Genomic DNA, 12,780 nt, shown 5'->3' with positions numbered 1-12,780 from the left:
ATCCCTGCGGGAATGCACACGGCCCACCTGAACCGCAAGCCGGGGGCTAGAGGCCCACCGGGTGCCTGGCCGGTGCAGCACCGCACTTCCCGAAAGATTCCCGTACGTCCGCCCCAGCGCTGCCTCGCGGCAGTTAGGGCGACGAGTACTGTGGGACTCGCTTCCGGTCCCCCCGACGGGAGGCGCGCAGCATCAACACTCGACCGAGCAACCCCGCTAGTCTGCCATACGGGGCAGGGACTCCGCCAATCGAGCCGGAGAGAATACCCCGAGGGTGACGTAGGTCAAACAACCGGCCTGTCTCAGAGTCTGCCGGTGATGACTCCGCGCCAGGTCCACCCCGCACCCAGGACGGTGTCCCGCAGCGGGGTCTTCAGGTCAGAGGTGTCGAAGGCGAACGTCTCGGTCGCCTCCGGACCGCCGTCCCCTCCCCCGCCGAGAGTCCGGCTTTTCGAGACCGTGTACACCTGGCCCCGCCGGGCATCGGCCACGACGGCCAGCCTGGGCACGCCGCCGACCCACGTGACCTCGTACTGCTGGTCGAGGGAGCGGACCTCGTGCTTCTCCGGGACCAGACGCATCCGGACCTGGAACACACGGCTCACCTGGGTGCGGGCGAAGAAGGTCCGCCAGGCGGGGTCGAGGACGCGCCACGCGGCCACCAGGTCGGCCCCCTCCGCACGGCCGTCGCGGACGGCGTAGGGGACGTCGTCACGGTTGAGGCCGAGCAGAGCCGCGTGGACCTCGACGGCGGACAGCGGAGCTACGCCGTCCGCGGGGCGCCTGGTTCCGGTCAGCCTGTCGAAGAGTCCCATGAGATCAACCTACCGGCGGCGGGCGCGCCCCTACCCGTCCCGCAGCCGGGAGAACGCCCCGTCCAGACCCCGCTTCACCGCGCCCGCGAGCGGCCGTTCCACGAACCGGTGGACGGCCCAGCTCAGCAGCAGGAAGCCGGCCAGTACCACCGCGACCAGCAGCCGTGCGTCCATCTCGTCGCGCAGGCGGTTGATGACCGCCGTACCGGCCGCGTAGTGCAGCAGGTAGAGGGGATACGTCAGGCTGCCCGCCGTCACCAGCCAGCGCCACTGGACGCGGTCGGTCCAGCCGACGGCGACCGCGATCATCACGCCCAGGAACACGGTGAAGACGAGGACCGCGCCCCGCCAGCTGCCCACGTGCTCGACCTCGTCGATCCGCGTGCCGATCTCCTTCTGGCCCATCAGCCAGGACATGCCGAGGATGCCCCACAGGAGCAGGTCCTGGCCGAAGCGGTGCATCAGGTACAGGGCGAGGCCCGCGATGAAGTACCAGGACGCCTCCGGGTCGGCGATCAGTTCGAGGAGGGGCCACTTCGCCACCGGGGCCAGCATGGCCGCCGCGCCCCAGACGCAGCAGAACACCACCACCCGGCGGTAGGTCAGGCCCATCCCGACCACGACCAGGAACAGCAGGTAGAAGCGGAGTTCGGACCACAGCGTCCAGTACACGCCGTCCACGTTCTGCACGCCCGAACCGGACTGCAGCATCGTCAGGTTGAGCAGGACGTCCCTCGGGGCAAGCCGTTCCCACACACCCGGCAGCGCCGTCAGCGCGGCCGTCGTGAACAGCACCGCGAACCAGTAGGCCGGGTAGAGGCGGATCACCCGCGACACGAAGAACTGACGCGGTGTCCGGCCCCAGCACGACATGCAGATCACGAAGCCGCTGATCACGAAGAAGATCTCGACGCCGATCCAGCCGTAGTTCGCCACATGGAACACCGTCGGCATGATGTCCGACACCGGGCGGCCCCAGATCAGGTTGCCCGGCTGGTTCACGCGGCGGGTGCCGGCGAAGTGGTGGACCGCGACCATCAGGGCGGCGAGCAGCCGGATGCCGTCCAGGGCGTAGAGGCGGGGGCGCCGCTCACGGCGGGGCGGGGAGACCGCGGTGGGTGCGGGGAGCAGCTGTGCGGTTTGTATGAGAGGGAGGCCAGACATCGTCGTCAGGCTAGGGCCGGCACAGGCGCGTCAGGGGTAGCGCATGGCAACGTTCGTCAACGATTCACCCTCAGCACATCTGTGCGACGACTTGCGCTCCTCGCGGGCCGGGGAACGCGAAAAGGCCCGCACGACCGGAGTCGTACGGGCCCCTTCGGAGAGCTACCGGGCCGAGATCACTTGTTGATCTTGATGACCTGGCCGGCACCGACCGTGCGGCCACCCTCACGGATGGCGAACTTCAGGCCCTCTTCCATGGCGACGGGCTGGATGAGCTCCACCTTCATCTCGGTGTTGTCACCCGGCATGACCATCTCGGTGCCCTCGGGGAGGGTCACGACGCCGGTCACGTCCGTCGTACGGAAGTAGAACTGCGGACGGTAGTTGTTGAAGAAGGGGGTGTGACGACCACCCTCGTCCTTCGACAGGATGTAGGCCTGGGCCTCGAACTCGGTGTGCGGGGTGACCGAACCGGGCTTGATGATGACCTGGCCGCGCTCGACGTCCTCGCGCTTGATGCCGCGGAGCAGCAGACCGACGTTCTCACCGGCCTGGCCCTCGTCGAGCAGCTTGCGGAACATCTCGATACCGGTGACCGTGGTGGTGGTCTTCTCGGTCTTGATGCCGATGATGTCGACGGTCTCGTTGACCTTCAGGACACCACGCTCGATACGGCCGGTGACGACCGTACCGCGACCGGTGATCGTGAAGACGTCCTCGATCGGCATCAGGAACGGCTTGTCGACGTCACGCTCGGGCTCCGGGATGGAGGTGTCGACGGCGTTCATGAGGTCGAGCACGGACTGGGTCCACTCGGCGTCGCCCTCGAGCGCCTTCAGCGCGGAGACGCGGACGACCGGCAGGTCGTCGCCCGGGAACTCGTACTCGGAGAGGAGCTCACGGACCTCGAGCTCGACGAGCTCCAGGATCTCCTCGTCGTCCACCATGTCGGCCTTGTTCAGGGCGACGACGATGTACGGAACGCCGACCTGGCGGGCCAGGAGCACGTGCTCCTTGGTCTGCGGCATCGGGCCGTCGGTGGCGGCGACCACGAGGATCGCGCCGTCCATCTGCGCGGCACCGGTGATCATGTTCTTGATGTAGTCCGCGTGACCCGGGCAGTCGACGTGCGCGTAGTGACGGGTCTCCGTCTGGTACTCGACGTGCGCGATGGAGATGGTGATACCGCGCTGACGCTCCTCGGGCGCCTTGTCGATGTTGTCGAACGCGGTCGCCTCGTTCAGGTCCGGGTACGCGTCGTGCAGCACCTTGGTAATGGCGGCCGTGAGGGTCGTCTTACCGTGGTCGATGTGACCGATGGTGCCGATGTTGACGTGCGGCTTAGTCCGCTCGAACTTCGCCTTCGCCACTGGGGTCCTCCTGTGGAGTGGTTCTGTACGCCTTGGATCGTCGGCGCCAGGTGATCTTTGCTGTTAAGTCCCGGGCCCCGGGTCATTCCGCCACGAATGCGGAGGAACGACCCGTGAGGCTCCAGGGTCAAGCCTAAAGCGTCGTAGCGCGGTGCGTTACTCGCCCTTGGCCTTCGCGATGATCTCCTCGGCGACGTTCCGGGGAACCTCGGCGTAGGAGTCGAACTGCATCGAGTAGCTTGCGCGACCCGACGTCTTGCTGCGGAGGTCGCCGACGTAGCCGAACATCTCCGACAGGGGCACGAGGCCCTTCACGACGCGGGCACCGGCCCGCTCCTCCATGGCCTGGATCTGACCACGGCGGGAGTTGATGTCGCCGATGACCTCACCCATGTAGTCCTCGGGCGTGGTGACCTCGACGGCCATCATCGGCTCGAGCAGCACGGGGCTGGCCTTGCGCGCGGCCTCCTTGAAGGCCTGCGAACCGGCGATCTTGAACGCGAGTTCGGAGGAGTCGACCTCGTGGTAGCCGCCGTCGAGAAGCGTGACGCGGACGCCCGTCATCTCGTAGCCGGCCAGGATGCCGAACTGCATGGCCTCCTGCGCACCGGCGTCCACCGAAGGGATGTACTCCTTCGGGATACGGCCACCGGTGACCTTGTTCACGAACTCGTAGGACGCGTCGCCGCCCTCGATCGGCTCGATCGCGATCTGCACCTTGGCGAACTGGCCGGTACCACCAGTCTGCTTCTTGTGCGTGTAGTCGACCCGGTCGACCGCCTTGCGGATGGTCTCGCGGTAGGCGACCTGCGGCTTGCCGACGTTGGCCTCGACCTTGAACTCACGGCGCATACGGTCGACCAGCACCTCAAGGTGCAGCTCGCCCATGCCACCGATGATGGTCTGGCCGGTCTCCTCGTCCGAGTGGACCTGGAACGACGGGTCCTCCTCGGCCAGGCGCTGGATCGCGATGCCCAGCTTCTCCTGGTCGCCCTTGGACTTGGGCTCGATGGCGACCTGGATGACCGGCGCCGGGAAGTCCATGGACTCCAGGATCACCGGCGACTTGTCGTCGCACAGCGTCTCACCGGTCGTGGTCTGCTTCAGACCCATGACGGCGACGATGTCGCCGGCGCCGACCGCCGCGATCTCCTCACGCTTGTTCGCGTGCATGCGGTAGATCTTGCCGATGCGCTCCTTCTTGCCCTTGACGGAGTTCAGCACGGCGGTGCCGGACTCCAGGCGGCCCGAGTAGACCCGGACGAAGGTGAGCTTGCCGAGGTGCGGGTCGCTCATGATCTTGAACGCGAGGGCGGACAGCGGCTCGTCCTCGGACGGCTTGCGCTTGACGATCTCCTCCGGGTCGTTCACGGCGTGGCCCTCGATGGCCTCGACGTCGAGCGGGGAGGGGAGGTAGCGCACGACCGCGTCGAGCAGGGGCTGAACACCCTTGTTCTTGAACGCGGTTCCGCAGAACACCGGGGTGACCGTGGTGTCCTTGGACTTGCCGGACGCGATGGTGATGCGACGGATCGCGGCGTACAGCTGCTCCACGGAAGGCTCCTCGCCCTCCAGGTACAGCTCCATGATCTCTTCGTCGTTCTCGGCCACGGCCTCGACGAGCTTGCCGCGGTACTCCTCGGCAGCCTCGGTGTGGGTGTCCGGGATGTCGACGATGTCGTACATCTCGCCCTTGGTGGCCTCGGCGGACCAGACGAACGCCTTCATCGTGACGAGGTCGACGACGCCCTTGAAGTCGGCCTCGGCACCGATCGGCAGCTGCATGACGAGCGGCTGCGCGCCAAGACGGTCGCTGATCATGTCGACGCAGCGGTGGAACTCGGCACCGGTCCGGTCGAGCTTGTTGACGAAGCAGATGCGCGGGACGCCGTAGCGGTCCGCCTGACGCCACACCGTCTCGGACTGGGGCTCGACGCCGGCCACGCCGTCGAACACCGTCACGGCACCGTCGAGCACACGCAGGGAACGCTCCACCTCGACGGTGAAGTCGACGTGGCCCGGGGTGTCGATGATGTTGATGGTGTGGTCGACGTCGGCCAGCGGCCAGTGACAGGTGGTGGCAGCAGAGGTGATCGTGATGCCACGCTCCTGCTCCTGCTCCATCCAGTCCATGGTGGCAGCGCCGTCGTGGACCTCACCGATCTTGTAGGAAACGCCGGTGTAGAACAGGATCCGCTCGGTGGTGGTCGTCTTGCCCGCGTCGATGTGGGCCATGATCCCGATGTTGCGGACCTTGGCCAGGTCAAGTGAAGTGGTAGCCATAAGGCTTTCGTCTTCTCTCGGTCTCGATGTGGGTAGCGACTACCAGCGGTAGTGCGCGAAGGCCTTGTTGGACTCGGCCATCTTGTGGGTGTCCTCGCGCTTCTTCACAGCGGCACCGAGGCCGTTGGAGGCGTCGAGAAGCTCGTTGAGCAGACGCTCGGTCATGGTCTTCTCGCGACGGGCGCGGGAGTAACCGACGAGCCAGCGCAGCGCGAGCGTGCTGGCGCGGCCGGGCTTGACCTCGACCGGGACCTGGTAGGTCGCGCCACCGACACGGCGGGACTTGACCTCGATGGTCGGCTTGATGTTCTCGAGAGCGCGCTTCAGCGTGATGACCGGGTCGTTGCCGGTCTTCTCGCGCAGGCCCTCCATGGCGCCGTAGACGATGCGCTCGGCGGTGGAGCGCTTGCCGTTCAGCAGCACCTTGTTGATGAGCGACGTGACAAGAGGAGAACCGTAGACCGGGTCGATGATGACCGGGCGCTTCGGGGCAGGGCCCTTACGAGGCATTTCTTACTTCTCCTTCTTGGCGCCGTAGCGGCTGCGGGCCTGCTTGCGGTTCTTGACACCCTGGGTGTCGAGGGAGCCGCGGATGATCTTGTAGCGAACACCCGGCAGGTCCTTCACACGGCCGCCACGCACGAGCACGATGGAGTGCTCCTGCAGGTTGTGTCCCTCACCCGGAATGTAAGCGGTGACCTCGATCCCGCTGGTCAGACGCACACGCGCGACCTTACGCAGGGCCGAGTTCGGCTTCTTCGGGGTGGTCGTGAACACACGCGTGCAGACGCCACGACGCTGAGGGGAACCCTCGAGTGCGGGCGTCTTGTTCTTCTCGACCTTGTCCTGCCGGCCCTTCCGGACCAGCTGCTGGATCGTAGGCACTACTTCTCCGGTTTCTGTGTGCCGATGGTGAAGCTAACCTGGAACGTCGCCGACCCACGCGGTCGGGTGTGTCGAATCCCGCGGACTTCCGCCGCCAGGCAGCCGCCGGGCAGAAAAAGAAGCGCAGATCACGGTGGCCGCTCTTTGCCCCGGTGCGGTCGAAGGCACGCACAAGAGCCAGGGCACACCCCAGGCACAAGGTCTGAGCGTACCCAGCTCAATCACTCCGGTCAAAACAGAAGCAGCGCGCCCGACACACCGCGGTTACGTATGCGAACCGGATCGCTGGTGTGGTAGGGCGTTCTCCGCGTCCCCTGCCTGCTGAACGGCGGTGTCGTGCCCGACGAAGTAGGTCGGGCGGTTCTGCACGGCGGTGTAGATACGGCCGACGTACTCGCCGAGCAGCCCCACGCAGATCAACTGCACCGCGCCGATGAACAGGACGCCGGTGAACAGGGAGGTCCATCCCGGCACCGTGTGGTCGAAGGCGTGGGCGCTCAGCGTGTACGCCATCAGCCCCAGGCAGACCAGGAAGGCGAAGCCGCCGAGCCAGGTGGCGATGCGCAGGGGCGCCGCGGAGAAGCCGGTGACACTGTCCACGGCCAGGCGGATCATCCGGCCGAGGGGGTACTTGCTCTGCCCGGCCGGCCGGGGAGCCCGCTCGTACGTCACCTGCCCGCTCGGGAAGCCGAGCCAGGGCACGAGGAGCCGGTAGACGCGCTGCTGGTCCGGCAGGGCCTTGAGGGCGTCCACGGCGGCCCGGCTGAGCAGCCTGAAGTCACCGGCCTGGGCCGGGACGGAGGGCCCGGCGAGCCGGCGCACGAGCCGGTAGTAGATCCCCGCCGTCCACCGCTTGAAGCCGGTGTCGCTGGCGCGGTCGGCGCGGATGCCGTAGACGATGTCGAGCCGCTCCCGCTGTGCCAGGGCGAGCATCTCGGGGATCTTCTCGGGCGGGTCCTGGAGGTCGGCGTCGATGCTGACGACGTAGGCGCCGAGGGCACGGTCCAGGCCGGCGGTGAGGGCGGCCTGGTGGCCGGAGTTGCGGCGCAGGCCGATGACGCGCAGTTCGGGCCAGCCCAGCCGGAAGGCGGCGAGCAGTTCCGCGGTGCGGTCGGTGGAGCCGTCGTCGACGGCGACGACCTCGTAGGGCGTGTCCAGGTCGGCGAGGACCGGGCGCAACCGACTGACCAGGGACGGAAGGACCTCTTCCTCGTTGAACATGGGTATGACGACCGACAGCACCCTCGCCCCGGCCACGGCGTCCGACGTGTCCGTCATCCCGCCCTCCCCTTAACCTGTGGCGCACATGTGCGACGCTGTTGCGATCTTATGACCACGCTCTTCCGACCACGCTTCACGATCATCCGGACGAACGACTCCGCCCGCGGCGCCGCCCCGGACGGTCGCTCCAGGGGGGACCCCAGTCATGACCACGGCCCGCAAGGACGCGGCGACGGACTCCGCCATACCCGAGGGGCACGGGGAGCAGCCGTCGGGACGCCGACGGCTCGCGCTGCCTGACGGTCTACGACCGTACCTCCCCCCGATACTCCTGTACGGCGTGACGAAACTCGTCGGCCTGACCGTCTTCGCCGTGCTCCTCGAACAGGCCGACGACTACCAGAAGAAGAACCCGCGGTTCGGCGGCGGCGCCCACTGGTGGGACGTGCTCGGCACCTGGGACGGCTGGTGGTACCTCCAGGTCGCCGAGAAGGGCTACGACCCGCGCCCCCTCGAACCGCTGGCCCCCGGCGGCCTGTTCACCGTGCAGCAGAACTCGGTCGCCTACTTCCCGCTCTATCCCGGGCTGATCCGGGGCGTCTCCGAGATCTCCGGGCTGAGTCTGTTCGGCTCCGCGATCCTGGTGTCCGTGCTGGCCTCGTTCGTGGCCGTGGCCGGTATCTACGCCGTGGTCTCGGCGCTCGCGGGGGTGCGGGCGGGCACGATCGCGGCCGGGCTGTGGGCCGTGGTGCCGGGCGCGGGCGTGGAGTGGGCGGTCTACTCGGAGTCGGTGTTCGTCGCCATCGCGGCCTGGTGCTGCTACTGCGTGATGAAGCGGAGGTGGGTGGCGGCCGGACTGCTCGCCTTCCTGGCCGGGCTGAACCGGCCGACGTCCGCCGCGCTGATAGGGGCGGTCGGACTGGCCGCGCTGGTGACGCTGGCCCGGCGGGAGAGCCGGCGGGAACACGGCGTCGCCGGGCCGGTGTACGCCATGGTCGCCGCGCCGCTCGGGCTGCTCACCTACATCGCCTGGGTGGGGCTGAGCATGGGCGACCTCACCGCGTACTTCACGCTCCAGCGCAAAGGCTGGGCGCACTACTTCGACTTCGGCAAGTACACCCTCGACGTCCTCGGCAACACGGCGGTCGGCCACAACAACTATCTGTTCCCCTTCTCCGTGCCCGATCTGCTCGGGGTGCAGATCGTGCTGGCGCTGCCCTTCCTGGTGGCGCTGATGCTGCGGAAGAAGCCGCCGCTGGTGCTGGTCGCGTACGCGCTGGCGTCGATCGTGACGGTGCTGGGGACGCAGCAGATGTTCGGCAACACGGGCCGGTACCTGCTGCCCGTCTTCCCCCTGCTGCTGGCCCCCGCGGCGGCGATGAGCCGTCTGAAGTGGCCGAGCCTGGCGGTCTTCTTCGTGTCGGCGTCGGTCGCTTCGGGCTGGTACGCGCACTACGTCATCTTCGAGCTGGGGATTCCCTAAGGACGCGGGGCCACGGACGGGGGCCGACCGTGGCGGACGGCGCCGGTCAGGTGGAGGAGACCGACGCCATCATGAGGATCATCAGGAAGAACGCCCAGCCCGCCACCGACAGCCAGCCCAGGATGAGGCCGGCCAGCGCGAACCCCTCGCCGCCCTCACCGGTGCGGCGGATCTCGGCGCGGGCCTTGTGGCCGAGGATCACCGCGGGGATGCCGGTGAGGCCGGCGGTCATGGTCGTCAGAACGCCGCAGACCATGGAGCCGACCGCCTTGCCGTTCGTCGGCGGCGCCGGGGCGGGCAGGAACGTCCGCGGCACGGGCGGCCCGAAGGCCGGGGGTGCGGCGAGGGCCGGCTGGACGGCCATGGGGCCCTGCGGCAGATCGGCGATGACCATCTGCAACTCGCCGACCGTGCGCGCCTGGTAGGCCTGCGCCACGCGTTTCTCGAACTCGGGCTGCTGCAGGCGGCCTTCGCTGAAACCCGCCCTGAGCACGTCCACTGCGCGCTCCCGGTCCGCGTGCGAGGCGAGCATCGAGGCCCCGCCCTGCCCTTGCGGCTGCCATGGTGACGGATACGACACGGGCACCTCCCCCCGGACGGCTGAATGCCTCCATCATCTCTCAACGCACCGTGTCCGCCCATGGTTCCCCCGGTCAGCGCGGGTCACGGTTCGGCCGACGCGCCTCCCGTTCGGCCGCGAAGACGTCCTCCAGCCGGAAGAGCTGGGCCCGGCCCGCCTTGCCGGCCGGTTTCAGCCGGCCGAGCTGGACCCATTTGCGGATGGTGGCGGGGGCGACGCCGACCTCGCGCGCCGCGAGCGGACCGGGGATCAGGGTCGGCCGGTCGGGGATGTTCCCGTCGCTCATGCCCGCTCCCACTCCCCCTCGTCCCAGGTGTGCCGGTAGGCGGGATCGTCGTGGCAGCCGCAGTCGGGGTCGGGGCAGCGGCAGGCCGGGTTGACGCAGAGCACCGCGGCGCGGTCGGGGAAGGCGCGCAGGGAGACCGAGTCGCACCAGGGGCAGCGGCCGGAGATCCGTACGACGGTCTCGGTGTCCCCCAGCGCACGGGCGCACCGGCGGGCCATCCGCCGCGTCTCGTCGCGCACGTGCGCGGCCAGCACCGGATCCGCGGCGATCCCGTCGAGCAGCGCGGCGATCCGGAGCAGCCGCTCGGGCACGGGGGCGCGCCGCGCGCGGGGCAGTCCGAGCCGCTCGCGGACTGCCTCCTCGAGTTCGACGACACCGTCGGTGATGTCGCGGATGGTGTCGGAGACGTGCAGACGGAGGGGGGCGGCGCTGTGGCCGGGGGCGACGAGCCCGTGCCGCTGCTGGAGCAGCAGGGCCTCCGCCCGCTCCTCCCGTAACCGCTCGGCGAGACCGGCGGGAGGCGGCGCGGGCACGGAGGGGCGCGCCGTGGCCGAAGCGCGCCCCGGGACGAGCTCCGCGGCGAGCTCGGGGAACTGCTGGACCAACGTGCCGATCCAGAGCGCGGCCCGCGCGGCGGGGGTGTCCCCCGGGGAGGGGTGGGGGGCCTGGGCGTCGGGTGCGGGGGTGCGCCCGGTGGACGCGGCGCGGGCCGCCGGGGTCACAGGGGTGGTGCGGCGGCGGTCAGGCACGGGCGCCTCCCCCGGCCCGGGGCGGAAGGTGGTCGGCGACCGCGGCCAGGGCCGGGGGCAGGAGGTGGGACGGTACGGCCACCGGGCGGCCGGAGCGCCAGAGGCGGCCGCCGCACACCCCGTCGAACCAGTTGTCGGCCGGCGCCACGGTCTCGGCGCACGCGCTCCGTACGGGACACACCGCGCACGCCCGCAGCGCGGGGGCGGCTTCCCTGGGTTTCTTCGAGAAGACGACCCGTGGGGAGAGCCCGGCGCAGGCGGCCGCGGACTGCCAGCCGGCGGGACGGGGCGGACGGACGTGGGCCGGGCGTGATGGTGGTGGACAGGAGCTGGTTGCGGGCATGGACATGGGACCCCCCTGTCGGTTCGTGAACGAGCCGTGCCAAGTGAACGTCCCCAGCTTACATATTGCGTGCGCGCTCGCAACGAATTTCGGATCCCCTCGCTCCGCGATCCTCCCTCAACCTCCACGAAGGGCGCGAAATTTCCTCATTGCTTGCACGAGAGCACGTAATTCCGTGCGCGCAAGCAAGCTAAACTCTTGCCACCCCCGAAGGAAGCGAGCAGACATGAACACCCAGGACCTGGACGCGTTCGCCGCGTGGGTCGAAGACCTCATGCGCGAACGCGGCTACGACATCGACAGTCCACGCGGCGGCGGAAAGTCCCGCATCGCGGACGAGGCCGGCGTGCACCGCGCGGCCGTCACCCGCCTGCTGCAGCGCCAGAGCATGCCGGACCTCGAGACCACCCGCCGCCTCGCGCGGGTGCTCGGCGTACCGGTCCGCGACATGCTGATCCGCTCGGGCCGGCTGACCGCCGAGGAACTCGCCGACCCGCACGAATACCTGGCCGCACCCGCGCCCAGCGCGGAGTTCGGCCGCCGGCCCACCCTCGAGGAGGTCGCCGAACTGCTCGGCGTCCCCGCGGACCGGCGGGAGATGTTCGTCAGGGTGGTGGAGCAGTTCCTGCCGAACGAGGCAGAGGCCGAGACCACCGGCCGGCCGGAACACGAGCAGGGCCGCGAGGGCGGCGGACGGATCCTGGTGGAGGCCGCGACGACGGCGTCACCCGGCGCCGTCTGACGACCGAAGCCGACACCGACAGGCACCCGTGGGCCGACGGGTGCACCTGTGGGCCGAGGCGACGAGGACTCCGCAGACCGCTCCACCAGTTCCACCAGCCCCACTCCGCGCACATCTCGCGCAGGACACTCCCCCCCCCCGCTCCCCCACGCCGCCCCACAGCCCGCACAAGCCCCCCACTCCCCTCGCCTTCCCGCTCCGCACCACCGCCCCCACCTCGCTCTTCCGCCCCTCCAGCGCCCCTCGGCGCAATTCCCTCGGCGATTTAGTTGCGTGCGCGCACGCTCCTCTGTCACAGTTGGTGCAGCGGCGGAGCTGTGCCCGCAGGGCGCCCGCACACCGGCTCACCGCGTCCCGCCGCCTCCGCACGCCATCCCAACCGCTGCCACGAGGTGACCCGGCATGACCACACCCACTCCACCGAGCGCCTTCCCCGACGTCGAGGCCATGATCGTCGACGTCCTGGAGGACGACTCCAGGCTCTCCGGCGCGATCGTCGCCGTACAGGCGCCGACCGGTTTCGACGGCACGGCCGCCGCCGTCTTCGTCAACCGGCGCGGCGGAGCCTGGGTCGGCGAACTCCACGTCGACCAGCCGCTGATCGAGCTCGAGGTGTACGGCCCGACCAAGCAGGCCGCACACGTCCTGGCCAACGACGCCCGTCAGGCCGTACTCGCGATGGCCAACAACCGGTACGGCACGAACCTCGTCACGGAGGTGGAGGAACAGGACGGCCCGCGCTGGCTGCCCGACTACCTCTACACGGCGGCCAACCGCTACGTGACCGTGATGAAGGTGTACGTGGACGTCTACTGACGGACCCCACCGACGGACGTTCCACCCCACAGACCGAAGGCCC

At 69.2% G+C, this 12,780-nt stretch carries 14 protein-coding genes; 3 read left to right on the top strand and 11 right to left on the bottom strand.

The features are described from left to right. Positions 1-302: 302 nt before the first annotated feature. The 7 genes from ABT057_RS33250 to ABT057_RS33220 form a co-directional block, all read right to left on the bottom strand. Positions 303-815, bottom strand: coding sequence for a hypothetical protein (locus ABT057_RS33250; RefSeq protein WP_352347368.1), 513 nt, complete (start codon positions 813-815; stop codon positions 303-305). Between the two features lie 30 nt (positions 816-845). Further along, the gene (locus ABT057_RS33245; RefSeq protein ID WP_352347367.1) at positions 846-1,979 is read right to left on the bottom strand and encodes an acyltransferase family protein; all 1,134 of its coding nucleotides are present in this window, start codon (positions 1,977-1,979) and stop codon (positions 846-848) included. A 176-nt stretch (positions 1,980-2,155) separates the two neighbouring features. Beyond that, positions 2,156-3,349, bottom strand: coding sequence for an elongation factor Tu (tuf, locus tag ABT057_RS33240; RefSeq protein WP_352347366.1), 1,194 nt, complete (start codon positions 3,347-3,349; stop codon positions 2,156-2,158). Between the two features lie 156 nt (positions 3,350-3,505). Further along, positions 3,506-5,632: an elongation factor G gene (gene fusA / locus ABT057_RS33235; RefSeq protein ID WP_352347365.1), complete on the bottom strand. Its 2,127-nt coding sequence runs from the start codon at positions 5,630-5,632 to the stop codon at positions 3,506-3,508. Positions 5,633-5,671: 39 nt separating this feature from the next. Beyond that, on the bottom strand, positions 5,672-6,142 hold the full coding sequence (gene rpsG, locus ABT057_RS33230) for a 30S ribosomal protein S7 (RefSeq protein ID WP_030788318.1): 471 nt from the start codon (positions 6,140-6,142) through the stop codon (positions 5,672-5,674). 3 nt (positions 6,143-6,145) lie between these two features. Beyond that, positions 6,146-6,517 carry a 30S ribosomal protein S12 gene (gene rpsL, locus ABT057_RS33225; RefSeq protein WP_003948652.1) on the bottom strand — a complete coding sequence of 124 codons (372 nt, stop codon included), beginning with the start codon at positions 6,515-6,517 and terminating at the stop codon, positions 6,146-6,148. Positions 6,518-6,781: 264 nt separating this feature from the next. Next, on the bottom strand, positions 6,782-7,795 hold the full coding sequence (locus ABT057_RS33220) for a glycosyltransferase family 2 protein (RefSeq protein WP_352347364.1): 1,014 nt from the start codon (positions 7,793-7,795) through the stop codon (positions 6,782-6,784). 148 nt (positions 7,796-7,943) lie between these two features. Between ABT057_RS33220 and ABT057_RS33215 the strand changes: the two genes are divergently transcribed. Next, positions 7,944-9,221, top strand: coding sequence for a glycosyltransferase family 39 protein (locus ABT057_RS33215; RefSeq protein ID WP_352347363.1), 1,278 nt, complete (start codon positions 7,944-7,946; stop codon positions 9,219-9,221). 46 nt (positions 9,222-9,267) lie between these two features. Here ABT057_RS33215 and ABT057_RS33210 read toward each other — a convergent pair whose 3' ends face one another. The 4 genes from ABT057_RS33210 to ABT057_RS33195 all read right to left on the bottom strand — a co-directional run bounded on the left by ABT057_RS33210 (position 9,268) and on the right by ABT057_RS33195 (position 11,185). Further along, positions 9,268-9,753, bottom strand: a complete 486-nt coding sequence (locus ABT057_RS33210) for a DUF1707 and DUF4190 domain-containing protein (protein WP_352347421.1) — start codon at positions 9,751-9,753, stop codon at positions 9,268-9,270. A gap of 121 nt (positions 9,754-9,874) precedes the next feature. Further along, a complete protein-coding gene (locus ABT057_RS33205) occupies positions 9,875-10,087 on the bottom strand; it encodes a MerR family transcriptional regulator (protein ID WP_352347362.1) in 213 nt (70 codons plus the stop codon). Next, positions 10,084-10,701, bottom strand: coding sequence for a hypothetical protein (locus ABT057_RS33200; protein WP_352347420.1), 618 nt, complete (start codon positions 10,699-10,701; stop codon positions 10,084-10,086). The genes ABT057_RS33205 and ABT057_RS33200 overlap by 4 nt, the downstream gene beginning before the upstream one ends. Positions 10,702-10,828: 127 nt before the next feature. Next, on the bottom strand, positions 10,829-11,185 hold the full coding sequence (locus tag ABT057_RS33195) for a WhiB family transcriptional regulator (RefSeq protein WP_352347361.1): 357 nt from the start codon (positions 11,183-11,185) through the stop codon (positions 10,829-10,831). A 220-nt stretch (positions 11,186-11,405) separates the two neighbouring features. On the opposite strand from ABT057_RS33195, the gene ABT057_RS33190 reads away from it, so the two are divergent. Both ABT057_RS33190 and ABT057_RS33185 read left to right on the top strand, forming a co-directional pair. Further along, on the top strand, positions 11,406-11,921 hold the full coding sequence (locus ABT057_RS33190; RefSeq protein ID WP_352347360.1) for a helix-turn-helix domain-containing protein: 516 nt from the start codon (positions 11,406-11,408) through the stop codon (positions 11,919-11,921). 402 nt (positions 11,922-12,323) lie between these two features. Then, positions 12,324-12,737, top strand: a complete 414-nt coding sequence (locus ABT057_RS33185; protein WP_352347359.1) for a hypothetical protein — start codon at positions 12,324-12,326, stop codon at positions 12,735-12,737. The last annotated feature ends 43 nt before the right edge of the window (positions 12,738-12,780 follow it).

Origin of the sequence: Streptomyces sp. NPDC002588 (assembly GCF_040295925.1) — a bacterium.
Classification (GTDB): domain Bacteria; phylum Actinomycetota; class Actinomycetes; order Streptomycetales; family Streptomycetaceae; genus Streptomyces.
Note: the sequence above shows the minus strand (reverse complement) of the source record. Positions and strands in the feature narration are given on the sequence as shown.

Bases quoted from the DNA above. Each gene is read 5' to 3' on its own strand.
- ABT057_RS33250 (WP_352347368.1), bottom strand. From the start codon at position 815: ATGGGACTCTTCGACAGGCTGACCGGAACCAGGCGCCCCGCGGACGGC.
- ABT057_RS33215 (WP_352347363.1), top strand. From the start codon at position 7,944: ATGACCACGGCCCGCAAGGACGCGGCGACGGACTCCGCCATACCCGAG.
- ABT057_RS33245 (WP_352347367.1), bottom strand. From the start codon at position 1,979: ATGTCTGGCCTCCCTCTCATACAAACCGCACAGCTGCTCCCCGCACCC.
- ABT057_RS33205 (WP_352347362.1), bottom strand. From the start codon at position 10,087: ATGAGCGACGGGAACATCCCCGACCGGCCGACCCTGATCCCCGGTCCG.
- ABT057_RS33195 (WP_352347361.1), bottom strand. From the start codon at position 11,185: ATGTCCATGCCCGCAACCAGCTCCTGTCCACCACCATCACGCCCGGCC.
- ABT057_RS33210 (WP_352347421.1), bottom strand. From the start codon at position 9,753: ATGCTCGCCTCGCACGCGGACCGGGAGCGCGCAGTGGACGTGCTCAGG.
- fusA (WP_352347365.1), bottom strand. From the start codon at position 5,632: ATGGCTACCACTTCACTTGACCTGGCCAAGGTCCGCAACATCGGGATC.
- ABT057_RS33190 (WP_352347360.1), top strand. From the start codon at position 11,406: ATGAACACCCAGGACCTGGACGCGTTCGCCGCGTGGGTCGAAGACCTC.
- rpsG (WP_030788318.1), bottom strand. From the start codon at position 6,142: ATGCCTCGTAAGGGCCCTGCCCCGAAGCGCCCGGTCATCATCGACCCG.
- ABT057_RS33185 (WP_352347359.1), top strand. From the start codon at position 12,324: ATGACCACACCCACTCCACCGAGCGCCTTCCCCGACGTCGAGGCCATG.
- ABT057_RS33220 (WP_352347364.1), bottom strand. From the start codon at position 7,795: ATGACGGACACGTCGGACGCCGTGGCCGGGGCGAGGGTGCTGTCGGTC.